This window comes from Aeromonas dhakensis (genome assembly GCF_000820305.1).
GTDB lineage: Bacteria > Pseudomonadota > Gammaproteobacteria > Enterobacterales > Aeromonadaceae > Aeromonas > Aeromonas dhakensis.
This window is the reverse complement of record NZ_CDBH01000025.1, coordinates 121,717-146,089: the sequence shown is the minus strand read 5'-3', so window position 1 is coordinate 146,089 and position 24,373 is coordinate 121,717. Positions and strand designations below refer to the sequence as shown.

The following is a 24,373-nucleotide window of genomic DNA, read 5'->3' as shown; positions in this document are numbered from 1 at the left end:
GCCGCGGGTGAGAGGAGATTAACGAATTACCAGGTAGAGCGAAGAGTCGCCGCGCTGGATGTTGAGGGCCAGCACATCCGGCTTGTTCTTCAGTGCCTTGCTCAGCTCTTCCAGCGAGTTGATGCGCAGGCGGTTGACGCCGATAATGACGTCGCCCTTCTGCAGACCGGAGGCGGCGGCAGGGGAGCGCGGATCGATCTCGGAGACGGCCACGCCGGTGACCGGCTCGCTGGTGGTGCTCAGCTTGGCCCCTTCCAGTGCCGGGTGCAGCGCGCTGGCCAGGATTTCGCTGTCATCCGCCTTCTTCAAGGTGACCTTGACGGTTTGCTCCTTGCCATCGCGGATCAGGCCCAGTGCCACCTGCTTGTCGGCACCCATGGTGGCAATCTTGGCCCGCAGCTCGCCGAAGGAGCGGATGGCCTTGCCGTCGATGCTGACGATGATGTCGCCCGGCTTGATGCCGGCCTTGGCGGCCGCGGAGTCAGGCATGACCTGGTTGACGAAGGCGCCGTCCTTCTTGTTGTAGCCGAAGGTCTTGGCCACTTCGGAGGTGAGCTCGGTCCCTATGATGCCCAGCTGGCCACGGCGGACTTCACCGTATTTCACGATCTGTTCGGACAGGTCGCGCACCATGTTGGACGGAATGGCAAAGCCGATGCCGATGTTGCCGCCGTTGGGGCCCAGGATGGCGGTGTTGATGCCGATCAGCTCGCCACGCAGGTTGAGCAAGGCGCCACCCGAGTTGCCCGAGTTGATGGCCGCATCGGTCTGGATGAAGTTTTCCAGGTTCTCGATGTTGAGGCCGCTGCGACCGAGCGCACTGACGATGCCGGAGGTGACGGTCTGGCCGAGGCCGAACGGGTTGCCGATGGCCAGCGCATAGTCACCGACCCGAAGCTCGTCAGAGTCGGCGAATTTGATTTGAACCAGATCCTCGGCCTTGATTTGCAGCAGAGCGATGTCGGACTGCTTGTCTTCGCCGATCTTCTTGGCGGCGTATTCACGGCCATCTTTCAGATTGACCTTGATCTCGTCCGCCTCGTGCACCACGTGGGCGTTGGTGATCACGTAGCCCTTCTTGGCGTCGATGATGACGCCGGAACCGAGCGCCTGGAAGGGCTGCTCGCTTACCTGTTCGTCAGGCATGTTGGGGCCGAAGAAGAAGCGGAACTGTTCCGGCAGACGCTGGCGGGTGATCTTCTTGCCGGAGACGGAAATGTTGACCACGGCAGGGGTGACTTGTTCGAGTACCGGCGCCAGGCTCGGCATCTCCTGATTGTTCGCCAAAAGGGAGGGCAGTGCAGCCTGCACGGGGGCCGCAGACATGGCGATACCGACACTGAGGGCTAACACACTGAGCACAGAAAGAGGTTTACGCATATGAAAAACAGCTCCCAGAAAAAGTTGCAATGCAATCGTGAAGGTCTGACCACGATACAGCGCAATTAGTTCCGCGGGGAACTAACTGGACTGCTTGAGCAGACCGGAGGCCCCTGCATAGTCACGGGGCGGTACACCCGGTTCTTCATTGGCCGGGACATCGCTGCTCTCGTCGAGCAGGGTTTCACGGAACAGCGGCTCCTGGGCCTTGGCCAGGAATTTGCTCTGCTCCGCCATATGGCGATAAAGGGTCTGGTACTGCTCGGCCAACTGCTCCATCAGGGCGGCACTGTCGGCGAAGTGGGTATTGATCTGACCCTGGTAGCTTTCCAGTTCCTTGTGAGCCTTCTTCAGTTCTTGTTCCAGACGGCCGGCATCCCGGCTGCGCACTGTGAAGCGACCGATGATGATACCGATAATCAAGGCGGCGACAGCCAGCAGGATCCCGTTTAACAGACTCATAGATGCTCCTTGTTACAGCTAAACCAATGTATGTTAATGCGGCCTGAACGGCCGCTACGCCTTGATGGCACTATACCGTGCACCCCGAGGGCGTGATACCATTTTGTCCTTCATTCAGGGACTTGAAGGCAATTGACAGGATGACCCCGCAGCAAAAATATCAGCAGGATTTGCAGCGCCCCGGCTTCGTGGCCGACCCTGCTCAGGCGATGGCAGTGGCCCGTCTGGAGCGACTCTATCAGGATTTGTGCCAAACCCCGACTCCGACCAGATCCCGCGGTCTGCTGGGCTGGCTGCAAAAGCCGAAGCCCCGTACGCCCATCCTGGGGTTATATATGTGGGGTGGCGTGGGCAGAGGCAAGACCTGGCTGATGGATACTTTTTTCGACAGCCTGCCCGGGGAGCGCAAACTGCGTATCCACTTCCATCGTTTCATGCACCGGGTGCACGATGAGCTCAAGGGGCTGACCGGCCAGGCCGATCCGCTCAAGCTGATCGCCCGCAAGCTGGCCGACGAGACCGACGTCATCTGCTTCGACGAATTTTTCGTCTCCGACATTACCGATGCCATGCTGCTGGGGACCCTGTTCCAGGAGCTGTTCGGCCATGGGGTCGTGCTGGTGGCGACCTCGAACATACCGCCGCAGGATTTGTATCGAAATGGTTTGCAACGTGCCCGTTTTCTACCGGCCATTGCCCTCATAGAGCGTCATTGCGAGATACTTAACGTGGATGGCGGTACCGATTATCGCCTGCGCACGCTGGAGCAGGCGGAGATATATCACTTCCCGCTGGATCGGCAGGCAAAATCCAATCTCGAGCTCTATTTTCAACAATTAACCGGGCTGCAACAGGCCCTGCCGGGCCAGGTCGAGATCAATCACCGTCAGCTGGCGTCGCTGGGGATGGGGGAAGGTGTGCTCTATATGGAGTTCGAGCAACTTTGCTGCACACCCCGTTCCCAGAGCGACTATATCGAGCTGGCGCGGCTGTTCCACACCGTGCTGCTGGCCAATGTGCAGCCCATGGGGGCAGGCACGGATGACGCGGCGCGCCGCTTCATCGCCATGGTGGACGAGTTCTATGAGCGGCACGTCAAGCTCATCATGTCGGCGGCGGTGCCCATGCAGGAACTCTATGGTCACGGGCTGCTGGATTTTGAATTCCAACGTTGTCTTTCACGGCTTCAGGAAATGCAATCGCACGAATACCTTGCCAGAGTGCACCTTCCTTAGTCACAATACCGCGCCTGCCAGTCGGATGGGCATCTGCGGCAGGTAGGGCCGGGCGACATTTGCTAGCTTCATGGCAGTGAAATTAGCAGGTGATATTTAAGGCAACTTCACTTATAATCGCCCGGCCCACGTTACAGCTGTCGATAAGACAGCAACACTTTAAGCTTTACTTGTATTCGAAGGGGTACAGGTAGGCCATCGTTTGTTGTTTGTGGGAGAGCCCCCATAAGCAATTGGGTCTGTAACAGGTAATTGGGTTTAACTTAATGAAAACTTTCGTTGCCAAGCCAGAAACCGTAAAACGTGACTGGTACATTGTGGACGCAGAAGGTAAAACTCTGGGTCGTATCGCAACCGAGATCGCTGCTCGTCTGCGTGGTAAGCACAAAGCCGAGTACACTCCGCACGTTGACACCGGTGATTACATCATCGTTGTAAACGCCGAGAAGGTACACGTAACCGGTAAGAAATCTACCGACAAAATGTACCACGCTCACTCCGGTTTCCCGGGTGGTATCAAGTCCATCAGCTTCGACAAGCTGATTCAGCGTAAACCGGAAATGGTAATCGAAGCTGCCGTCAAAGGCATGCTGCCGAAGGGTCCGCTGGGCCGTGCCATGTTCCGTAAACTGAAAGTTTACGCAGGCGCCGAGCACGCTCATGCTGCTCAGCAACCTCAAGTACTGGATATCTAATCGGGAACTGGCAACATGGCAGAAAATCAATACTACGGTACTGGCCGTCGCAAAAGCTCCACTGCTCGCGTATTCATCAAAGCGGGTAGCGGTAAAATCGTAATCAACCAGCGCTCCCTGGAGCAGTACTTCGGCCGTCCGACTGCCCGCATGGTAGTTCGTCAGCCGCTGGAACTGGTTGAGATGACCGAGAAACTGGATCTGTTCATCACCGTTAACGGTGGCGGCATCTCCGGTCAAGCTGGTGCGATCCGTCACGGTATCACTCGTGCTCTGATGCAGTACGATGAAACCCTGCGTTCCGAACTGCGTAAAGCTGGCTTTGTTACTCGTGATGCCCGTAAGGTTGAGCGTAAGAAAGTCGGTCTGCACAAAGCTCGTAAGCGTCCGCAGTACTCCAAGCGTTAATTCGCTTTTTGTACGCACTCTCGCGAGTGTCAAAAAAGCCTGGCCACGTGCCAGGCTTTTTTTATTAGTAATATTACGAACCGCATTGCTAACACCACGTCACAAAAGACAAAAAATTGTGTATTTATTGTTTTTGACCTTCGCTTCTCTTTCTTGTCAAGTTGTTATCTTTTCTTTAAAATTCCCTCGGTTTTTCTGTGACAATTGTAACTCCGCTTCCGCCGCTGTTGTCACGGAAGAAAGGGGAACAGGGACACAATAAGAATGTGCGGAGTCCACATGGGAGAGTTTTTGGATGAGCAATGCGCCAGTTGATACCGGTCGCCGCAGATTTCTTACCTGGTCAACGGTCGCCGTTGGTGGGGTAGGAGCTGCTTTTACCGCAGTGCCGTTTATTAAGTCATGGAACCCGAGTGCCAAAGCCAAAGCGGCGGGTGCTCCGGTTGAAGTGGATATCAGTAAGTTGGAACCAGGCCAGCTCATCCGTGTTGAGTGGCGAGGCAAGCCGGTCTGGGTGGTGAAACGCACCAAACAGACGCTGGATGCCCTGGCCGCGCATGACGACAAGCTGCGCGACCCGGCTTCTGACGAACCCCAACAACCCGACTATGCCCACAATGGCTACAGATCCATCAAGCCGGAGATCTTCGTGGCCGTCGGTATCTGTACCCACCTAGGCTGCTCTCCCTCCTACCTGCCGGACAACTTCGGCGAACAGGTGCAGGGGGTGACTTCCGGTTTCTTCTGCCCGTGCCATGGCTCCAAGTTCGACATGGCTGGTCGAGTGTTCCAGGGGGTGCCTGCGCCCTTGAACCTGGTCATTCCGCCGTACCAATATCTTAGCGACACCACCATCCTGGTCGGTGCCGATGGCAAGGAGGCCTGACCATGTTTGCCAAACTGATGGGCTGGATTGACTATCGCTTTCCGCTCACCGCCATGTACAACGACCACATGGCCAAGTATCCGGCGCCCAAGAATCTGAACTTCTGGTACTTCTTCGGCTCGCTCGCCATGCTGGTGCTGGTCAACCAGATCATCACGGGCATCTGGCTGACCATGAACTACAACCCCTCCGCCGAAGGTGCCTTCGCCTCCGTCGAGTACATCATGCGGGATGTGGATTACGGCTGGCTGCTGCGCTACATGCACTCCACCGGCGCGTCCGCCTTCTTCATCGTGGTCTACCTGCACATGTTCCGCGGCATGATCTACGGCTCCTACCAGAAGCCGCGCGAGCTGCTGTGGATCTTCGGCATGCTGATCTTCCTCTGCCTGATGGCGGAAGCCTTCATGGGCTACCTGCTGCCGTGGGGGCAGATGTCCTTCTGGGGCGCGCAGGTCATCATCTCGCTGTTCGGTGCCATTCCGGTCATCGGCGACGATCTGACCCTGTGGATCCGCGGTGACTACGTCATCTCCGGCGCTACCCTCAACCGCTTCTTCGCGCTGCACGTCATCGCCCTGCCGCTGGTGCTGGTGATGCTGGTTGCCATGCACATCCTGGCGCTGCACGAAGTGGGTTCGAACAACCCGGACGGCATCGACATCAAGAAGCACAAGGATGAGAACGGCTGGCCGCTGGATGCGGTGGCATTCCACCCCTACTTCACCGTCAAGGACATGATTGGCGTAGCCGGTTTCCTGTTCTTCTTCTGCGCCATCATCTTCTTCAAGCCGGACATGTGGGGTTACTTCCTCGAGAAGCCGAACTTTGAAGTGGCCAACGGCCTGAAGACCCCGGCTCACATCGCCCCCGTATGGTACTTCACCCCCTTCTACGCCATTCTGCGGGCGGTACCGGACAAGCTGCTGGGCGTCATCATGATGGGCCTCTCCATCGTAGTGCTGTTCCTGCTGCCCTGGCTGGATCGCTGCAAGGTGCGTTCGGTGCGCTATCGTAGCACCCTGCACAAGCTGAACATCGCCCAGTTCGTGGTCTGCTTCATCATTCTCGGGGTACTCGGCGTGCTGCCATCGACCCCGACCCTGACGCTGATCGCCCAGATCTGTACCCTGGGTTATTTCGGGTTCTTCGTCCTGTTGTTCTTCTACAGCAAGAATGAAAGCACCAAGCCGCTGCCGGAAAGGGTGACATTCAAATGAAAAAAATAATATTTGCAGTGCTGACCCTGCTGCCGTCACTGGTGTTTGCCAACACCGGGGCCGTGCATCTGGACAAGGCTCACTATGATCTGAACGACAAGGCGTCCCTGCAGCGTGGTGCCGCCACCTTCATGAACTACTGCTTTGGCTGTCACAGCACCCAGTACCAGCGTTACAACCGGGTAGCGGCAGACATCGGTATCCCGGAAGACCTGATGGCGGCCAACCTGATCGTCAATGGCGCCAAGATCGGTGATCTGATGGAAAACTCGGTGCCGGACAAGGATGCGGCCAAGTGGTTCGGTGCACCGCCCCCCGATCTGACGCTGGTCGCCCGGGTGCGTGGTGCGGACTGGATCTACACCTACCTGCGTTCCTTCTACGTGGACGAGACCCGTCCATTCGGGGTGAACAACGCCGTGTTCCCGTCCGTGGGCATGCCCCACGTGCTGGAGCCGCTGCAGGGGACGCCCCGCGCCGAGTTTGCGACCCACCAGGTCGATGGTGTCGACGTTCAGCAGGTTGTCAGCATCAAATCTGACGGCAACGGTGAAATGAATAACGAAGAGTATGATCAGACGGTGCTGGATCTGGTAAACTTCTTGGTCTACTCGGCTGAACCGGTACAACAGGAGCGCGAACGCATGGGCTTCTGGGTGCTTGGTTTCATCGTGATCTTCTTCATCTTCACTGTGCTGTTGAAGAAGGAATTCTGGCGCGACGTTCACTAAGCGACCAGATCCGGGTAATATAATGCACGGCAATGAAGTCCAAGATGCTTCATTGCCGTTTCTGCTTTTTAATGACGGGAGGGTTCAATGGCTGTAGCTGCCAATAAGCGTTCGGTAATGACGCTGTTTTCCGGTGCCAACGACATGTTCAGCCATCAGGTGCGCATTGTCCTGGCGGAGAAGGGTGTTAGCGTAGATATTTGCCAGGTAGACCCTGCCAACCTGCCGGATGAGCTGGCCGAGCTGAACCCGTACAACACTGTACCGACCCTGGTTGATCGGGAGCTGGCTCTCTACACCTCGCGCATCATCATGGAATATCTGGACGAGCGTTTCCCGCACCCGCCCCTGATGCCGGTATACCCGGTGGCGCGCGGCAACAGCCGTCTGATGATGCATCGCATCGAGCTGGACTGGTACTCCCTGGCCGACAAGATCATGGCGGGTACCGACGTGGATGCGGCGCGTGCCGAGCTGAGGGACAACCTGCTGGCCATCGCCCCCATCTTCGGTGAGATGCCCTATTTCATGAGTGAAGAGTTCGGTCTGGTCGACTGCTACATGGCCCCGCTGCTGTGGCGTCTGCCGAGTCTGGGCATCGACTTCACCGGTCGTGGTGCCAAAGAGCTGAAGGCCTACATGGTTCGTCTGTTCGAACGTGAATCCTTCCAGGCTTCCCTGACCGAAGCCGAGCGCGAGATCCGCGCCGGCGTATGAGCATGGAACCGACGATGACGCCCAGTCGCCCGTATCTGTTGCGGGCGTTCTTTGACTGGTTGCTGGACAATGACCTGACCCCTCACCTGGTGGTCAACGTCAACATCCCCCATGTGATGGTGCCGATGCAGTTCGTTCAGGATGGGCAGATAGTGCTGAACATCGCACCTCGTGCGGTTGGGCAGTTCCACATGGACAATGATGCCATCAGCTTCAGCGCCCGCTTTGGTGGAGTTTCCCAGCAGGTCTACATCCCGATGGCAGCCGTGCTGGCCATTCATGCCCGGGAAAATGGCGTGGGCACCCTGTTCCCACCCGAGCCTGGCTATGATCTCTGGCTGGAGCAGGCCGAAGCGCCGGTAGAGCCTGAGCCGGAACCACCGCGCCCGAGCGGTCGTCCGACCCTGAAGGTCATCAAATAAAAAACGCAGCCAATTGGCTGCGTTTTTTTATGGCGATCAACAGGGTCAGTTCTGGGCAAACTCGAAGGCCTTGATCACGCGCTTCACACCGCTGACGTGGCGGGCGATCTCGACGGCCTGATCCCCCTCCTGGCGGGTCACCAGGCCGATCAGGAACACCTCGCCATTCTCGGTGACCACCTTGACCTTGGCGCTGTCGAAGTTCTTGGCGCCCAGCATGTCAGCCCGCACCTTGGAGGTGATCCAGGTGTCGTTGCTGCGTACCCCTATGCTGACCGGCTGTCCGAGGCGCAGCTCGTTGTAGACGTGGCGCACCCCCTCGATACGGGCCACTATCTTGCCAGCCTCGAGCTTGTAAGCGTCAGAAGGTGTCTGACCGACCAGCAGTACCCGGCCATTGTTGCTGTAGACGCTGATCTTGCTGGCCGCGCTCAGCGGCTTGTTGTCGGCCAGCAGGTTGGCCGCTTTCAGTTCGATGGCCTGATCGTCCCATTGGGCGCCCAGGGTGCGGCGATCGCCGGAAGCCTTGGCAGTACCGGCGGCACCACCGACCACCACGGCCGCACAACCTTGCAGCAGCAGGGTGCCGGCCAGCAGGCCGAGCAGGAGCGTTTGCTTCTTCATGGTTTCAATCTTCCTGTTGCGGGAAAAGAGTCTGGTCGATGAGATCACACAGGCAGTGCAGGGTCAACAGGTTCACTTCCAGAATGCGGGGGCGACGGGCAGACGGCACCCGGATCTCCACATCGTTGGGACCGAGCAGACCGGCGATCTCACCGCCATCACCGCCCCCCAGCACCACTATGGTCATGTCGCGGGAGAGGGCGGCCTCGGCGGCCTTGATCAGGCTGCGGCTGTTACCCGTAGTGGTGATGACCACCAGGATGTCGCCGGGCTGACCGAGCGCACGGATCTGCTTGGCGTACACCTCTTCAAAGCCGTGGTCGGTGGCGATGGCACTGATGGTTGCCATGTCCGGGGTCAGCGCCATGCCGGGCAGGGAGGGGCGCTCGGTTTCGTAGCAGTTGACCAGCTCAGAGATGAACAGCTGGGCCAGTGCTGCGGAGGGACCATTGCCGCATGCCATCACCTTGTGGCCATTGAGCAGACAGATGGTCAGCATCTGGGCTGCAGTATGGATGGCATCCGGCAGCGCCTCGGCGGCGGCTATCTTGGTCTGGATGCTCTCGGTGTAGTTTTCTTTGATGCGGTCAGTCATGGGGTCCTCTTAAAATGCGTTCTGGATCCAGTCCGGCTGGTCGCCTTCGAACGCGATCACATCGAATCGGCAGGCCTGATTGGCCTCGTTGATGGCATGTTGCTTGAAATAGTGGCGTGCCGCCAGCACGATCTTGTGCTGTTTGCGTCGGGTGACGGAGCTGGCGGCGCCGCCGTGGCTGGCCTGGGCGCGATAACGGACTTCAACAAACACCAGGGTCTCCCCCTGGCGCATGACGAGATCGATCTCGCCGCCCCGGCAGCGATAGTTGCGGGTCACGGGTTGCAGGCCGCGGGCCTGCAACCAGCGCTCCGCTACCTGCTCAAAGTGCTGTCCCTTGCTCGTTGGTGACGGGAACAGGTTCTGTAACTGCCGGCGCATCCGTGCCAGAAGTACCTTCATGGGGGACTCCCTCGAGCTGGGGCATGGCGCTGTCACTGACCAGCTTGCCATTCTGGTAGGTGGCCCAGTCCAGTACCCGTACTATGTTGCCGCCGGCATCCACGCTCAGCTGACCGCTCATGCCGGGCTGCTGCATGGCGTTGACCTTGCGCATCTGCTGCAGGTTTTCCGCCAGGCTGACGGCGTCATAACCCAGCGCAAACAGACGCAGCAGGTCGCCCTGGGTCTGCGGCCAAAGCAGGGCGATCTGCTCGCGCTGCTTCTCGTAACCGCCAAGCAGCAGCGGCATGTCGGAGATGTGCATGCCGTTGAGCTCGGAGGCCACCTCGGTGGTGGCGCTGTCGTAGCTGCGCGAACTGCTGTAGATCGGCAGGCTGCCCATCGGATTGACCGAGATGTCGACGTAGGGCTTGATCATCCGGGTCTCCAGGCTGTTGGCGACCACATAGACCACGTCGATGCTGCGCGGGGCGGCAGCGGAGAGCTGAACTACTTCGCCAGCCCGTGCGGTGGAGCGGCCGCTCAACGCATTCTTGACCATACCCTGGACTTCGTTGCGGGCACCGAAGGTGGCGACGACCGGTTTGTCCTGGCTTACGGTCGCCCAGGCCTGTTCAAACGCCTTGATGCTGCTGTAGCCGATCCGCCCCTGGGCGGCGATGAGCAGGGGTTTGCGATAACCCTGGCCATAGAGGTATTGGGCGGCCTGCGTTGCATCGGCGGCGGCTGAGAGGGAGAAGTAATAGGTGGTGTCGTTGACGATCGGCTTGTCCAGCTCGTTGAGCGCCAGTACCGGCACGGTCGGATTGGCCTTGAGCAGCTCCTCGACCCGGTCTTTGAGCAGCGGGCCGATGATCATGTTGGCCCCTTCCTGAATGGCCTGCTTGTAGAGATCCGCCGTCGACTTGGTCTGGGTATCGTAGAAGTTCAGGGTGAACTGACTCTGATTTTCCTTGTAAGACATCAACATGCCGTTACGGATTGCCGCACCCTGCGGTTCCAGGTTGCCGGACAGCGGCAGGAAGACGGCGATCTGCTGCAGGGCATTGATGTTGCTGGTGGTCAGATCACCGAGTCCGGCCGGCATGTCTTTCTGGGCCGGGTGGTTCGGGAAGGCCTGTTTCCAGCCGGCCAGCTGGCGAGCCAGCTGATTGGGCTGGGCACCGAATTCATTCACCAGCGCTGCCAGCCGCAGCCAGCCGGTGGTGACATCGGGAGCCGGTGCCTCTTCCAGCGCCTGCAGGGTGGAAGGGGTCATGCTCTTGAGCAGGGACCAGATCTGCTGATGATTGGTGGCCAGCTCATTCTGGGCCAGGTAGGGCTCCAGCAGGATCAGCGACTTGGCGGCACCAAACTTGTTGTTGATGTCGAGCTGCAGCACCACGCGCTGGCGGTACCAGTCCTTCTGGGTATCGGCGTCCAGCGCCACATCGGGCTTGCCTTCCAGCAGGATCAGCGCCTGGTTGGCATTGCCCTGGGCGAGCAGCAGGTGAGCCTGCAGCAGTTGCAGCTGGGCTTTCTGCTCGGCGCTCTGGGCCTGCTTCTGCAATTGCTGGAACAGGGCCGCGGCCGGCTTGGCCTGACCGAGCGCCAGATAACTGCGCGCCGCCATCACCTGCCAGGTGAAGGCTTCGGCCGGTTTGGCCGGGTCCACCTGGGCCAGATACCACTGGGCATTCTTGGTAAGATCCGAGAAGGCCGACGGCATGCCGGACTGGCCGGCGGGTTGATTGGGCTCCGACGCACAGGCGGCGAGCAGGACTGCCGCGAGTAGGATGCCGAAGAGTCGTGATACACTTAGCTGCTTTATAACCCGGTTCAAGTTCATTCCCCGACCAGTGTTGAAATTCTCCATAGTGTAAACGGGCCAATATGGCGACACAATTGTCGGGACACTCGGAGCTCCCATGAGTGACATCCCAACCCTGTATATAGTCCCCACTCCGATCGGCAATCTGGCCGACATCACCCAGCGAGCACTGGATGTGCTGCGCAGCGTCGATCTGGTGGCCGCCGAGGATACCCGCCATACCGGCATCCTGCTCAGCCACTACCAGATCTCGGTACCGACCTTTGCGCTGCATGATCACAATGAACAGCAGAAAGCCGACGTGCTGATCGGCCGTATCAAGGAGGGCAAGAGCGTGGCTCTGGTCTCCGACGCGGGCACGCCGCTCATCAGCGACCCCGGTTATCACCTGGTCACCCGTTGTCGCGAAGCCGGGGTCAAGGTAGTGCCGCTGCCCGGCCCCTGCGCCGCCATCACGGCGCTCTCCGCCGCCGGGTTGCCTACCGACCGTTTTGCCTTTGAAGGTTTTCTGCCGGCCAAAGCCAAGGGGCGCGATGATCGCCTGCAGGCCGTGATTGAGGACACCCGCTCGCTGGTATTCTATGAATCGCCGCGCCGGGTGCAGGAGACGGTGGAAGCGATCGCCCGCATTCTGGGTGAACGCCAGGTGGTGGTCTGCCGCGAGCTGACCAAGACCTTCGAGTCGATCCATGGTCTGTCTGCCTCCGAGATGTTGACCTGGCTCGGTGAAGATGAAAACCGCTGCCGCGGCGAGATCGTGCTGGTGGTGGCCGGCGCCAGCAAGCTGGATGAAGAGCTGCCCGCTGAGGCTCTCCGCACTCTGGGGTTGCTGGTGGCCGAGCTGCCGCTGAAAAAAGCGGCGGCGCTGACCGCCGAGATCCACGGCGTGAAGAAGAATGCCCTCTACAAGTACGGCCTCGAGCATTATTAATTGTCGTAAACGGGAATTGCCGGTTTACCCCGCCGGCATCACGAGGCTATAATCCGCGCCTCGGAGTTGGCTGGGCAATCGCTGCTTCGTCGTTGTGTCCCTCGGGACAGACGGGCGGAGGGGAGGAAAGTCCGGGCTTCACAGGGCAGGGTGCCAGGTAACGCCTGGGGGGCGTGAGCCTACGACCAGTGCAACAGAGAGCAGACCGCCGATGGCCCGCAAGGGATCAGGTAAGGGTGAAAGGGTGCGGTAAGAGCGCACCGCGCGACTGGCAACAGTTCGTGGCACGGTAAACTCCACCCGAAGCAAGACCAAATAGGCCCCTATTGGCGCGGCCCGCGTTGGGGGCGGGTAGGTTGCTTGAGCCAGCGAGCGATTGCTGGCCTAGAGGAATGATTGCTACCCGGGGCAACCCGGTACAGAACCCGGCTTACAGGCCGACTCCGACCCAATTCAAGGTATGCAAATACCAACCAATCCCGGCACCTTCAGGTGCCGGGATTTTTATTATGGGGTTGCCAGACTGGCTCGTGGCGCCTTTTAGGGTTTTGTAATAAAGTTCTCGCCCATTCTGGTCGCTATAAGTCGGCTGGGTTATTTGTACCGATCACATGGCTGGCCTGATGGATGTCTCTGTGGCTGTAAGGCGAGATAAAAATGGCTAAGGTGGATTTTGAATGTCATCAAGCGGCGTAATGCTCACACCTTCCCGGTTGCTCTGTGCACAGCGGGGCAAAACTCTTCCTCATTATGACTTGCTTGGCGTCGAACGGGCTGACCAGGAGCGGCTCAAGCAGATCAACGCTCAGCTGGGTACCTTTTCTCTACAAGCGGCAGGCTGCATGGCGCAGTTATTCAATAGCGCCGACTGCGAGCTGAGTTATCAAGAGTTCACGACTGTGGCCTCGCCCATGCAAGACGATGGTCTGCTGTGGGTGGAAGCACGCAGTGCGCTCGACGTACAACGGGTCGCCTATTTCTCCATTTCTCCTGCCGTTATATATCGCCTGGCCGTGCTCTTTTTCGGTGGTGCCTTGCGCGACCAGAGCGAGGCTCCCTCCCATGGTAAAGGGCTGACCGATACCGAGCAGCGTCTGATGCTGCGTCTTTGTCAATACCAGGTCGATATCTGGTCCTCATGTCTCGGATTGGGTGATCTTGGCTGGCAGCTGACTCTCATTACCAGGGATGCATTGCCGCAATCACGGCTATGGATGTCTGAAGCCAGCCTCACGGTCGGCAGTTTTGCACATGGCTGGCAGCTCTGGCTGGTGCCGCCGACCGAGAACTCTGGCCCCGCGGCCGGACATGAGCTGCAGGATGGCGCGCTTGAGCAGGTGTTGACGCATGTTCCGGTGCGTCTGCGTGTGGTAATGGGGCAGATGTCCATGACCCTGGCGGATCTGGAGTGCCTCAAGGTGGGCGATGTGCTCTCGCTGGATCTGCCGGAAGTCGTTCCGGCCCTGATTGGTAATCGTCCCTGCTTTAGCGGACGAGTCGCTGAACATAAAGGCAGCCTGGTGTATCAGGTCGCGACTGTTGTAGAGGAATAATCACATCATGAACGAGCACAATATGAATGACCCGCTGGATCTGGATGGACTGGATCAATTGTTTAGTGACGATATCAGCATGCCCAGCGCAGCCGACTATATGGCACCGACCAGCAACAGCAAGCAGCGGGACCTTTCCTTCTTCCGCCAGATCCCGGTCAAGGTAACCCTCGAGGTAGCCAGTACCGAAGTGCCTCTGGGCGATCTGATGCGAGTGGAAGAGGGGGCTGTGATTGAGCTGGACAAACTGGCGGGTGAGCCGCTGGATGTTCGGGTCAACGGTCGGCTGCTGGCCAAAGGCGAAGTTGTCGTGGTCAATGGCAAATATGGCTTGCGCCTGGTGGATGTGATCGACACCAATCTGCTGGGTGGCATGGACGACTGATGCGCCGGTTGCTGCTTGTCCTGCTGTTGTTTTCGCTGCCCAGTTGGGGGGCGGATATGACGTTGTTCTCGGTGATGCCGGGGGCTGAAGGAGGAGAGGACTACAACATCAAGTTGCAGATCCTTTTCTTCATGACCCTGTTGGGGTTGTTGCCGACGCTGTTGTTGATGATGACCAGCTTTACCAGGATCATCATAGTGTTGGCGATCTTGCGGCAGGCGATGGGACTGCAGCAGAGTCCTCCCAATAGGGTTCTGATCGGCATCAGCCTGATCCTGACTCTGGTGATCATGCGCCCGGTATGGACCGACATGTATCAGAACGCGTTTATTCCCTACGACCAGAATGAAATCACCTTGTCGGAAGGGCTGGCGCGCGCCGAAAAACCGTTGCGCCACTTTATGCTGGCTCAGACCCGGGAGCCGGATCTGGAGCAGATGCTGCGCATTTCCGGTGAGCCCACCACCCTCAGCAAAGCCGATGTCCCGTTTGGTGTATTGTTGCCGGCGTTTGTGCTGAGCGAGCTGAATACGGCATTTCAGATTGGCTTCATGTTGTTTATCCCCTTTCTGGTGATCGATCTGGTGGTGGCCAGCGTGCTGATGGCCATGGGGATGATGATGTTGTCCCCTCTGATCATTTCGTTGCCATTCAAACTGATGGTGTTCGTGCTGGTGGATGGCTGGTCGATGACGGTCGGTACGCTGGCTGCCAGCTTTGGTGGGGGAGGCTGACATGACGCCGGAACAGAGCGTTGCGCTGGTTGGCGGTGCCGTCAACCTGGTCGTAGTGATGGTGTCGGTGCTGATTGTTCCGGGCCTCATCATCGGTCTCATTGTCAGTGTGTTCCAGGCCGCAACGCAGATCCAGGAGCAGACCCTCAGCTTTTTGCCCCGTTTTCTGGTGACTCTGATGACGCTCATTTTTACCGGAAACTGGCTGCTCTCACAAATCACTACCCTGTTCCACGATCTGTTTTTGAAGATACCCGGACTAATCGGATGAATTCTCTGCTGTCCCTCAGCGCAGCCGACCTGACGGCCTGGTTGGGGCAGTGGTGGTGGCCGTTTATCCGGATCGCTACCGCCTTCTGGGTGATGCCCATCTTTGGTGATGGTCGGTTGCCACCCCAGGTCCGTCTGCTTTTTGCCTTCATCATCAGCCTGCTGCTGGCACCCATGCTCAAGGGCATGCCAGTGGTCGACCCGTTCAGCACGGGCGCACTGGTGCTGACCATAGAGCAACTGCTGTTCGGGTTGCTGTTCGGACTTTGTGTCCAGATGCTGTTCATGATCATGACCATGGCCGGTCAGATCCTCTCCATGCAGATGGGTCTGGCGATGGCAGTGATGAATGATCCCAGCAATGGAGATACGGCCCCCATCGTTAGCCAGCTGATGCTTATCTTCTGCTCATTGCTGTTTCTCGGCCTGAACGGCCATCTGGTCACGCTGGATGTGCTGGTGCAGAGTCTGCGGAGCTGGCCGCCCGGCTCTTCGCTCGACCTGCTGGACATGAAAGGTGTCATCGGTCTGTTTGGCTGGAGTATCGGGGCAGCCCTGATCCTGACTCTGCCAGCTGTGGTTGCCATGTTGATGGTCAACCTTACCTTCGGGGTGATGAACAGAACCGCCCCTTCCCTGAATATCTTCTCGCTGGGCTTTCCCATGACGCTGCTGCTGGGCCTGCTGACCATGGCCATTTCCATCAGCGGCGTGCCGGCTCGTTACCTTGATCTGGTGACCTATGTACTGGAACAGCTCAAGGCATTGACACCCTCATGAGTCAGAACAGCGCTCAGGACAAGACCGAAGAGGCCTCTTCCCAGAAACTGCGCAAGGCACGGGAAGAGGGGCAAATTGCGCGCTCAAAGGAGCTGAGTTCGGCCGGACTGCTGTTGCTGGGGGGGCTCGCCATGCAATGGATGGTGCCAAGCTTCGGCAACTTCTTTGCCGAGTTGATGAAACGTCCCCAGCGTTTCGACTGGCAGGGGGCCCGGGAGCCTCAGATGATGATCCACTGGACGGCTGAATCCCTGCTCAGCATGTTGTGGGTACTGCTGCCCCTGTTCGGTTTTCTCGCCCTGCTGCTGGTGTTGCTCAGTATTGTACCGGGGGGCATGGTGCTGACCTGGAAGAAACTATTGCCCAGTGCGGAAAAAATCAATCCGCTCAAAGGGCTCAAACGGATGTTCTCGTCTCACAGCATGATGGAGCTGCTGAAGTCGGTACTCAAGATCCTGCTGATTGGTTCGACGCTGGCCCTGATGTTGCAGCACCAGTGGCCCTTGCTGATGATGATGAACCGTATGCCTCCCCAGGCTGCGATGGAGCAGGCGCTGCGCATTCTTTCGCAGGCATTCATTTTGCTTGGTTCCGTACAGATGCTGATAGCCGTGCTGGACGTACCCTATCAGCGCTGGTCGTTGAACAAGCAGCTGCGCATGACCAAGCAGGAGGTCAAGGATGAACACAAGAATAGTGAAGGCCGGCCCGAGATAAAGGCCAAGATCCGTCAGGTTCAGGGAATGCTAGCCAGGGCGCGGATTGAACAGCGTGTGCCGCAGGCGGATGTCATCATCGTCAACCCGACCCACTATGCGGTGGCCATCAAGTATGATCCGGCGCGTGCCAATGCCCCCTATGTGATTGCCAAAGGGGTCGACGGTATGGCGGAGCGGATCCGCCAGGTCGCAAAACAGCACGACAAGATGATCATGAGCCTGCCGGAGCTGACCCGGGCCATCTATTACTCTACACGGGTGGATCAGGAGGTCCCGGCGGGCCTTTATACCGCGGTCGCCTATGTGCTGAACCATGTATTGCAGTTGCGGGCCTATGCAGCAGGCAAGGGGAAGAAACCCACCCCCCTTGCTCCCCTGTATGTGCCGCCCGAGTTACGTCAACCTGAGAGGTAAGTTGTGAACTGGCGTGTATTGACCCAATCCTATACCGCGATACCCATGATGCTCCTGGCCATTCTGGCCATGATGATCCTGCCTCTGCCGGGTTGGCTGCTGGATACCCTGTTTACGTTCAACATTGTGTTGGCCGTGCTGGTTCTGCTGGTCTCCGTGTCGGCTCGTCGGCCACTCGATTTTTCCGTCTTCCCGACCGTCCTGCTGGTTGCGACCTTGATGCGATTGTCGCTCAACGTGGCCTCGACCCGGGTAGTGTTGCTGCATGGTCATGAGGGGCATGAGGCGGCGGGCAAGGTCATCCAGGCCTTCGGTGAGGTGGTGATCGGTGGCAACTATGTCGTCGGCCTGGTGGTGTTCGTGATCCTGATGATCATCAACTTCGTGGTGATCACCAAGGGGGGGGAGCGGATCTCCGAGGTATCGGCCCGTTTCACCCTGGATGCCATGCCGGGCAAACAGATGGCGATCGATGCCGATCTCAATGCCGGCACCATGGATCAGCATCAGGCAAGGGCAAGACGGGACGAAATCGCCAGGGAAGCCGACTTCTACGGCGCCATGGACGGTGCGTCCAAATTCGTACGCGGTGATGCCATCGCTGGTTTGCTGGTACTCATCATCAATCTGGTGGGCGGTCTGGCCATCGGCATTTTCCAGCATTCTCTGCCGGTTTCGGAAGCGTTCCAGAGCTATGCACTGCTCACTATCGGTGATGGTCTTGTTGCCCAGATCCCTTCCCTGCTGATGTCCACGGCTGCGGCCATCATCGTGACCCGGGTCAGCGACGAAGGGGAGATGTCGGATCAGGTGGGCCAACAGATCCTGGCATCGCCGCGGGTAATCTACACGGCGGCAGCCATCATGCTGATCCTGGGCCTGGTACCCGGTATGCCTATGGTGGCATTCCTCAGCTTTGCGGCCGTATTGGCCTGGGCAGGCTGGAGCGTGAGCAAGCGGCAGGTCAGTCAGCCCGACCTGGAGGCAGCACATGAACTGACGCGTCAGATGGTGCAACCGGAGCCGCAGGGCCTTGAGTGGCAGGATCTGCCACCCGTGGATACAGTTGCCATCGAGCTTGGCTACCGATTGGTCCCTTTGGCTGAAGCAGACAAGGGGGCTGAGTTGTTGGCGCGGGTGCGGGGTATTCGCAAGACGCTTTCTGAGCAGTATGGCTTCCTGTTGCCGGAAATCCGGGTACGCGACAACCTGCAACTGCAGCCGGATCAATACCGGATCAAGCTGTCAGGTGTGGGGTTGGCTAGCGGCAATGTTGATTGCCAGAGACTGATGGCGATCAGCAGTGGTGAAACCTATGGAGCCCTGGATGGAGAATTGACCCAGGATCCAGCCTATGGGATGAGTGCGGTCTGGATTTCGCCGGAGAACAAGGCCAAGGCGCTGAATTTGGGCTACTCGGTGGTGGACTCGGCGACCGTTATCGCAACGCATGCCAGCAAGCTGCTGAGGGAGCAGCTGGATAACCTGTTTGGTCACGATGAAGTCGGCAAGTTGGGACAGTATCTGGCCAGCCAGTCTCCCCGTCTGTCGGAAGAGCTAAACTTGGCGTTGACCCAGATGCAGCAGTTGCGAGTTTTTCGTCAACTGCTCAAGGAGCAGGTCAGCCTGACCGATATCCGGACCATCGCCACTACCCTGCTGGATGCGAGTGAGCTGACCAAGGATCCTGTCTTGCTGGCATCGGATGTGCGCTGCGCGCTCAAGCGCCAGATTGTGAGGCAGGCGATCGGCAGTCGGGATGTGCTGGCGACGTTTACACTGGATGACCGTCTGGAGCAAACCCTGCTGGCGGCCATGAACCAGTCACAGCAACAGGGGAAGATCCAGCTGGACAGCTTCCCTGTCGACCCTCAGCTTCTGGCCCAGTTGCAGCAAAACATGCCGCTGGTGAAGGAACAGCTGCAACAGCAGGGGCATGCCCCCGTGTTGGTGGTGATGCCGCAACTGCGTCCCCTGATGGCACGGTATGCCCGCTCATTTTCGAAAGGTCTCAAAGTGCTCTCTTATAATGAAATCCCGGAAGATTTACGGGTGGAAGTTATTGGTACATTAGGCTGAAGCAGAATTGCCATGTTAATGAAGTGACGGGAAGATGATATTCCGCATATCTACTTGAATTGTCATTAGAAGCCGCTATGATGTGACTGTTTTTGACGCAACGACGTTGAAGATTAATAACAAATATAACAATTCACATGTGCTATGCAGCTCTTCGTCAATAAGTTGAGCTGTCTTGTCCCAATACGGGCAGTCGCATGATAAAGGCAAACTGAACTGAAAAGTCAGGACGCAAAGCCTCCGGTCTAATAGCAGGAATGCTAATGATAGCGGGGTTACCAAGGCCATTGTTACCGCCTTGATACCATCAATAACCCACTTGAAGACGCTTTTTCGGCGCTTTTTGGGCGTGGTGCGCTTTTATTTTTGACACATCAGTTCTGTTGATTGGTTTGTCCACAATCACGGGTTCGGGTTCTTATGCTTTCGGATTTATCTAACAAGAAAAACTCAAGGCCAATCGGTATTGAGAGTGTCCCTCATTTGTTATTGATTGGCACTTCGTTATCAAATGGAAACGATATTGCGGAAATATTGTTAGCGCAAGGCTATAACATCTCCTGCGTTGACTCGATTAAAAAGTCAAAAGTAATTCTCGCGGATAATTCAGTTGACCTGATCCTGCTTGATATGGATGTCATGACCGAGGCAGGCCCGCAATTGGTGCATGACTTCAGTGGTATCGATTGCATGGTTCTGGTCAATGAACATCAGGCCTATCTTGCTGCAGAAGCCATGCGGGCGGGGGCCATCGACTACATCATCAAGCCTTTCGGTGGTCGGCAGATGGTGGATGCGGTAAAGGGGGCGCTGCGTCTGCGCCAGTCCATTCCGAATCTCATCGCGGTCTCTGCCATGAGCCTGCAAGTGCTGCAACTAGCACGTCGTGCAGCCAAGACATCCGCCACCATCCTCATCGGTGGGGAGTCCGGTACTGGCAAGGAACGACTGGCCCGCTACATCCACGACATGTCCAGCCGGGCTGGCCGACCATTCGTTGCCATCAACTGTGCAGCCATTCCTGAATCCATGCTCGAGTCCATCCTGTTTGGCCACAACAAGGGGGCGTTCACCGGCGCAACGGGAGCCCAGGCCGGCAAATTCGAGCAGGCTCAGGGGGGGACTCTGCTGCTCGACGAGATCTCTGAATTGCCGTTACCGCTGCAGGCCAAACTGCTGCGGGTCTTGCAAGAACGGGAGGTCGAACGGCTTGGCAGTCACCAGACCATCGCTTTGGATGTACGGATCATTGCCGCCAGCAACAAGGATCTGCGTACTCTCGTTGTCGCTGGTCAGTTCCGGGAAGATCTGTTCTACCGTCTGGATGTGCTGCCCATGAACTGGCCCGCGCTGCGGGAGCGTCCCGACGACATTCTCCCGTTGGCGGAGTACTTCATTGAACTGCATGCCTCTCAGCAGGGCTATCGCCTCAGTGAAAATGCCCGCAAGCAACTGCTGACATACGGTTGGCCCGGCAATGTCCGGGAGCTGGACAATGTCATACAACGTTCATTAATCATGGCTCGCGGATTGCATATTCAGGCCGTCGATTTGATGCTGCCCAGTTACACCATTGAATCCGACGATGTGTTGCCGGAAGTGCTTTCCGCCCCGGAAGGGCTGAGTGAGACCCGCCGCTACGCAGAATTTCAATTTGTACTAGAGACCTTGCGCCGCTTTCGCGGCCATCGGACCCGCACAGCTGAAGCCCTTGGGATGACGACCCGGGCACTGAGATACAAGCTGGCGGCCATGCGTGAGCAGGGCATAGACATTGAGCAGCAGCTTCAAAACTAAGGGATAAACCGAGTGAAGATTGAAATGATGTCATCACAGGTGACGCTCTTGCAGCAGATGCAGGAGATGCAGCGAGTCGCCAGCCAAACCCCTGTTATCGAATCGAATGATGTCTCGAACGTATCATTCGGTGATGCCATGCGCGACGTCGTTGGCCGGGTCAACGAGCAGCAAAATATCGCCTCACGGCTGATGACTGCCGTGGATGCGGGTCAGAGCGACGATCTGGTTGGTGCCATGGTCGCCAGCCAGAAAGCGGGACTCAGTTTTTCTGCCCTCATGCAGGTGAGGAACAAGCTGATGACCGGTTTCGACGACATTATGCGTATGCCACTCTGAGGTAAGTGATGACTGAACTGGTAACGTCCCCGCAAGGGGCTTCGGATTCCTTCAGAACACGCGTCCAGGAGGGCTTGCGCAACTGGCGCAGTCTGTCCCGCGACAACAAATCCATCCTGACCATAGCGTTGCTTGCCGCCATCGTGGCGGGAACCATCGTGGTGATCCTGTGGACTTCCAGCAAGAACTACGTGCCCTTGTACGGCAAGCAGGAGTTGTATGACACCGCCAACATCATGGAGATGTTGGAAAAAGAGCAGGTCCCATTCAGGCTGGAGAAGAGCTCCGGCCAGATCCTGGTGCCGGAAAATCAGCTGGCCCATGTGCGCATGGCGCTGGCGGCCAGAGGGGTGAGGGCCGCCATGCCCGCCGGTCTGGAAGGGCTGGACAATGTGACGGGCCTGGGGACCAGCGAGTTCATGGAGGGAGCCCGTTACCGGCATGCGCTGGAAGGGGAACTGGCGAGAACCATCATTTCACTGGATGCGGTGCGCAGTGCCCGGGTGCATCTGGCGATCCCCAAGCGGACGCTGTTCGTCGGACGAGATGAAGAGAAGCCCAGTGCGTCCGTCATGCTGGACCTGCAGCCTGGCCAGGCCATGGAGCCGGGGCAGGTTGAAGCGATCGCCAACCTGGTTGCTGGCAGCATATCCGGCATGAAGCCGGGGGCGGTAACCATAGTGGATCAGGCTGGTCAGTTGCTCAGCGCAGAGTTGGGGGACAAGGCTGGGTTTGGCAAGCAGAGCGTGCAGCAGATGGAGTATGTGCGAAAGCTTGAACAGTACATCCGCCAGCGTGCCAGCGACATGCTCTATCCCATGCTGGGCACGGGTAACTTCAGGGTACAGATTGCCGCCGACGTGAACTTCAATGCGGTAGAGGAGACCCAGCAACAGCTGGATCCACAGGGCGTGGTCACCAAGGAGTCCAGCAAGTCGGATAAAACCATCGATGCACTGGCATTGGGGATCCCCGGTGCCTTGTCCAATCGCCCGCCCGAAACGACCCCCAAGAGCGAGCAGCCGGCTCAGAATCAGGGTGCTGCCAGTGCAGAAGCCCAGAAGAACGATTCTCGCACCGAGCGCCAAGAGGTCAACAAGCAGTACGAAAACAGCCGCACCATAGTGCATACCCGCTACCAGCAGGGTCGTTTGGAGAAGATGAACGTCTCCATTTTGCTGAACCAGCAGAGTGCCCCCAAGGGCGGCTGGAATGAGCAGCAGCTGGAGCAGATCCGGCAGATGGTGGAACGTTCGGTGGGGTTTGACGATACCCGTGGCGATCAGATCAGCCTGCAGGTATTCGATTTTACCGGTGCCGTGCCGATTGCCCCGCCCGAGTCGAGCTGGTGGGAAACCCCGTACTGGCAGGACTCTCTGCGTTATCTGGTGGGCGGCCTGCTTGGCCTTACACTGGTGTTCTTCGGCATCAGACCGCTGGTCAAACATCTGGTGCGTACCCAGCAGTTGCCTGAGGAAACCGCGACCGAGGAGCAGGATGAGCAACAGGAACCGACAGTGGGTCCTTCCATGCGCCGGGATGATGATGCCGCTATGGCTGCCTCTGGGATGGGTAACGGTTTGATCCGCTCTGACAACCAGATGGAACCGCAGTTCTCCTCGCTGGATCTGGAGGCTTTGCCAGAGCCGGGCTCCGAACTAGAAGTACAGCTCAAACACCTGCAACTGCTGGTGGAAAAAGACACGGCGCGCGTCGCGGAAGTGGTCAGATCATGGGTGAGTGGCAATGAACAACGTTAATCTGAACCAAAACGCCGTCGATATCGACATCGACAACCTGGAGAAGGCCGCGATTCTGCTGCTGAGCATGGGGACCGAGGCCGCCGCCAAGGTGATGCAAAAGTTGTCCCGTGATGAGGTGCAACGACTCATCTCCAAGATGGCTGGCCTGTCGGGGGTCAGTTCGATGGAGGCCAAGTGGACGCTGCAACAGTTCTTCAACCAGTACCGTGAGCAGAGCGGCATCGGTAGCGCCTCACGCGAGTATCTGGAACAGACGCTGGATCTGGCGCTGGGTCAGCGCCTCTCCCGCAGTCTGCTGGACAGCCTCTATGGCGACGTGATGAGCCAGGACATCCAGCGTTTGCAGTGGGTGCCCGCCGAGGTGCTTGCCCGTTTCTTCCGCAATGAACATCCACAGATGCAGGCCGTATTGCTGGCCTTCCTGCCCCCGCAGACGGCATCCGCCGTGCTGGATGCTCTGCCGGGGTCGGTGCACGATGATCTGCTGGTTCGTGTCGCCAGTCTCAACAGTGTCAGCGAACATGTGCTGGGAGAACTGCGTCTGACCCTGGACCGTTGTCTGGCTTATGTTGCCGATCAGTCGGGAGCCAAGGTCAACGGGGTGCGCCAGGTGGCGGATATTCTGAACCGCTATCAGGGGGACAAGGAGCAAATGCTCTCTCTGCTGCGCGAACACGATGGCGACATGGCGCTGGAAATCGAGAAAAACATGTTCGATTTCATGGCGTTGCGCCGTCAGACCGACGAAACACTGCAGCGTCTGGTGCAGGAGCTGCCAAGCGATCTGCTGGCGCTGGCACTGAAAAATACCGAGGCCAGCTTCCGCAAGGTGGTACTGGGCGCCATGCCGAAGCGGATGGCGCAGGCGCTGGAAGCCCAAATCCAGGGACAGGGCAGCGTCTCCTTGCGCAAGGTCGAACAGGCTCGCGAAGAGGTGATGCAGCTGGTTCGCGAATTGGTGGAGCAGGGCGAAGTCGAATTCCAGCTATTCGAAGAACCCACCGTCAATTAACAGGAGGCGT

General features: G+C 58.1%; 26 protein-coding genes, 1 other RNA gene and 1 riboswitch. Of the genes, 21 read left to right on the top strand and 6 right to left on the bottom strand.

Annotated elements, in window-relative coordinates; all coding sequences use genetic code 11:
• Nucleotides 1–18 precede the first annotated feature (18 nt).
• Both BN1143_RS05195 and BN1143_RS05190 read right to left on the bottom strand, forming a co-directional pair.
• Nucleotides 19–1,380 (bottom strand): Do family serine endopeptidase, encoded by a 1,362-nt coding sequence (locus BN1143_RS05195; protein WP_042049868.1) that lies wholly within the window; start codon nt 1,378–1,380, stop codon nt 19–21.
• An 81-nt stretch (nt 1,381–1,461) separates the two neighbouring features.
• Nucleotides 1,462–1,842, bottom strand: coding sequence for a Z-ring associated ZapG family protein (locus BN1143_RS05190; protein WP_005305902.1), 381 nt, complete (start codon nt 1,840–1,842; stop codon nt 1,462–1,464).
• Nucleotides 1,843–1,982: 140 nt separating this feature from the next.
• Here BN1143_RS05190 and zapE point away from each other — a divergent pair, with 140 nt between their 5' ends.
• The 8 genes from zapE to BN1143_RS05150 all read left to right on the top strand — a co-directional run bounded on the left by zapE (nt 1,983) and on the right by BN1143_RS05150 (nt 8,156).
• A complete protein-coding gene (zapE, locus tag BN1143_RS05185; RefSeq protein ID WP_005305898.1) occupies nt 1,983–3,077 on the top strand; it encodes a cell division protein ZapE in 1,095 nt (364 codons plus the stop codon).
• A gap of 266 nt (nt 3,078–3,343) precedes the next feature.
• A complete protein-coding gene (rplM, locus tag BN1143_RS05180; RefSeq protein WP_005305895.1) occupies nt 3,344–3,772 on the top strand; it encodes a 50S ribosomal protein L13 in 429 nt (142 codons plus the stop codon).
• A 15-nt stretch (nt 3,773–3,787) separates the two neighbouring features.
• The gene (gene rpsI, locus BN1143_RS05175; RefSeq protein ID WP_005305893.1) at nt 3,788–4,180 is read left to right on the top strand and encodes a 30S ribosomal protein S9; all 393 of its coding nucleotides are present in this window, start codon (nt 3,788–3,790) and stop codon (nt 4,178–4,180) included.
• A 295-nt stretch (nt 4,181–4,475) separates the two neighbouring features.
• Nucleotides 4,476–5,066: a ubiquinol-cytochrome c reductase iron-sulfur subunit gene (petA, locus tag BN1143_RS05170; protein ID WP_005305890.1), complete on the top strand. Its 591-nt coding sequence runs from the start codon at nt 4,476–4,478 to the stop codon at nt 5,064–5,066.
• A 2-nt stretch (nt 5,067–5,068) separates the two neighbouring features.
• Nucleotides 5,069–6,286: a cytochrome b gene (locus BN1143_RS05165; RefSeq protein WP_005305888.1), complete on the top strand. Its 1,218-nt coding sequence runs from the start codon at nt 5,069–5,071 to the stop codon at nt 6,284–6,286.
• On the top strand, nt 6,283–7,017 hold the full coding sequence (locus tag BN1143_RS05160) for a cytochrome c1 (RefSeq protein WP_010635938.1): 735 nt from the start codon (nt 6,283–6,285) through the stop codon (nt 7,015–7,017). The genes BN1143_RS05165 and BN1143_RS05160 overlap by 4 nt, the downstream gene beginning before the upstream one ends.
• Nucleotides 7,018–7,104: 87 nt before the next feature.
• Nucleotides 7,105–7,734 carry a stringent starvation protein SspA gene (gene sspA, locus BN1143_RS05155; RefSeq protein ID WP_010635939.1) on the top strand — a complete coding sequence of 210 codons (630 nt, stop codon included), beginning with the start codon at nt 7,105–7,107 and terminating at the stop codon, nt 7,732–7,734.
• Nucleotides 7,731–8,156: a ClpXP protease specificity-enhancing factor gene (locus BN1143_RS05150; protein WP_017766408.1), complete on the top strand. Its 426-nt coding sequence runs from the start codon at nt 7,731–7,733 to the stop codon at nt 8,154–8,156. Before sspA ends, BN1143_RS05150 begins: the two co-directional genes overlap by 4 nt.
• A 45-nt stretch (nt 8,157–8,201) precedes the next feature.
• Here BN1143_RS05150 and dolP read toward each other — a convergent pair whose 3' ends face one another.
• The 4 genes from dolP to BN1143_RS05130 are packed head-to-tail and all read right to left on the bottom strand — an operon-like array spanning nt 8,202 to nt 11,605.
• Complete coding sequence (gene dolP, locus BN1143_RS05145; protein ID WP_005305875.1) at nt 8,202–8,780, bottom strand: division/outer membrane stress-associated lipid-binding lipoprotein; 579 nt, start codon at nt 8,778–8,780, stop codon at nt 8,202–8,204.
• A 4-nt stretch (nt 8,781–8,784) separates the two neighbouring features.
• The gene (locus BN1143_RS05140) at nt 8,785–9,375 is read right to left on the bottom strand and encodes a D-sedoheptulose-7-phosphate isomerase (RefSeq protein WP_005305871.1); all 591 of its coding nucleotides are present in this window, start codon (nt 9,373–9,375) and stop codon (nt 8,785–8,787) included.
• A 9-nt stretch (nt 9,376–9,384) separates the two neighbouring features.
• Complete coding sequence (locus tag BN1143_RS05135) at nt 9,385–9,756, bottom strand: YraN family protein (protein ID WP_026140996.1); 372 nt, start codon at nt 9,754–9,756, stop codon at nt 9,385–9,387.
• Nucleotides 9,698–11,605, bottom strand: a complete 1,908-nt coding sequence (locus tag BN1143_RS05130) for a penicillin-binding protein activator (RefSeq protein ID WP_082038437.1) — start codon at nt 11,603–11,605, stop codon at nt 9,698–9,700. The genes BN1143_RS05135 and BN1143_RS05130 overlap by 59 nt, the downstream gene beginning before the upstream one ends.
• Nucleotides 11,606–11,684: 79 nt before the next feature.
• On the opposite strand from BN1143_RS05130, the gene rsmI reads away from it, so the two are divergent.
• The 13 genes from rsmI to fliGL all read left to right on the top strand — a co-directional run bounded on the left by rsmI (nt 11,685) and on the right by fliGL (nt 24,363).
• Complete coding sequence (gene rsmI, locus BN1143_RS05125) at nt 11,685–12,518, top strand: 16S rRNA (cytidine(1402)-2'-O)-methyltransferase (protein WP_042049866.1); 834 nt, start codon at nt 11,685–11,687, stop codon at nt 12,516–12,518.
• A gap of 62 nt (nt 12,519–12,580) precedes the next feature.
• An RNA gene (rnpB, locus tag BN1143_RS21500) (RNase P RNA component class A) lies at nt 12,581–12,967 on the top strand.
• Between the two features lie 228 nt (nt 12,968–13,195).
• Nucleotides 13,196–14,071, top strand: coding sequence for a lateral flagellar motor switch protein LfiM (gene lfiM, locus BN1143_RS05120; protein WP_197069843.1), 876 nt, complete (start codon nt 13,196–13,198; stop codon nt 14,069–14,071).
• 7 nt (nt 14,072–14,078) lie between these two features.
• Nucleotides 14,079–14,456 (top strand): lateral flagellar motor switch protein LfiN, encoded by a 378-nt coding sequence (gene lfiN / locus BN1143_RS05115; protein ID WP_005305855.1) that lies wholly within the window; start codon nt 14,079–14,081, stop codon nt 14,454–14,456.
• The gene (gene fliP / locus BN1143_RS05110) at nt 14,456–15,190 is read left to right on the top strand and encodes a flagellar type III secretion system pore protein FliP (protein ID WP_042049865.1); all 735 of its coding nucleotides are present in this window, start codon (nt 14,456–14,458) and stop codon (nt 15,188–15,190) included. The genes lfiN and fliP overlap by 1 nt, the downstream gene beginning before the upstream one ends.
• 1 nt (nt 15,191) lies before the next feature.
• Nucleotides 15,192–15,461, top strand: coding sequence for a lateral flagellar biosynthetic protein LfiQ (gene lfiQ, locus BN1143_RS05105; RefSeq protein WP_005305849.1), 270 nt, complete (start codon nt 15,192–15,194; stop codon nt 15,459–15,461).
• Nucleotides 15,458–16,240, top strand: coding sequence for a lateral flagellar biosynthetic protein LfiR (gene lfiR, locus BN1143_RS05100; protein ID WP_005305847.1), 783 nt, complete (start codon nt 15,458–15,460; stop codon nt 16,238–16,240). The genes lfiQ and lfiR overlap by 4 nt, the downstream gene beginning before the upstream one ends.
• Nucleotides 16,237–17,373, top strand: coding sequence for a flagellar biosynthesis protein FlhB (gene flhB, locus BN1143_RS05095; protein ID WP_005305844.1), 1,137 nt, complete (start codon nt 16,237–16,239; stop codon nt 17,371–17,373). The genes lfiR and flhB overlap by 4 nt, the downstream gene beginning before the upstream one ends.
• Nucleotides 17,374–17,376: 3 nt before the next feature.
• Entirely contained in the window at nt 17,377–19,452 is a 2,076-nt protein-coding gene (lfhA, locus tag BN1143_RS05090) for a lateral flagellar biosynthesis protein LfhA (RefSeq protein ID WP_005305840.1), read from the top strand.
• Between the two features lie 195 nt (nt 19,453–19,647).
• A riboswitch (cyclic di-GMP riboswitch) is annotated at nt 19,648–19,735 on the top strand.
• A 137-nt stretch (nt 19,736–19,872) separates the two neighbouring features.
• A complete protein-coding gene (lafK, locus tag BN1143_RS05085; RefSeq protein ID WP_005305837.1) occupies nt 19,873–21,249 on the top strand; it encodes a lateral flagellar response regulator transcription factor LafK in 1,377 nt (458 codons plus the stop codon).
• Between the two features lie 12 nt (nt 21,250–21,261).
• On the top strand, nt 21,262–21,588 hold the full coding sequence (lfiE, locus tag BN1143_RS05080; RefSeq protein WP_017409393.1) for a lateral flagellar hook-basal body complex protein LfiE: 327 nt from the start codon (nt 21,262–21,264) through the stop codon (nt 21,586–21,588).
• A 17-nt stretch (nt 21,589–21,605) separates the two neighbouring features.
• The gene (gene fliFL / locus BN1143_RS05075; protein ID WP_082038439.1) at nt 21,606–23,348 is read left to right on the top strand and encodes a lateral flagellar M-ring protein FliFL; all 1,743 of its coding nucleotides are present in this window, start codon (nt 21,606–21,608) and stop codon (nt 23,346–23,348) included.
• A complete protein-coding gene (gene fliGL / locus BN1143_RS05070) occupies nt 23,335–24,363 on the top strand; it encodes a lateral flagellar motor switch protein FliGL (protein ID WP_005305826.1) in 1,029 nt (342 codons plus the stop codon). The genes fliFL and fliGL overlap by 14 nt, the downstream gene beginning before the upstream one ends.
• Nucleotides 24,364–24,373 lie beyond the last annotated feature (10 nt).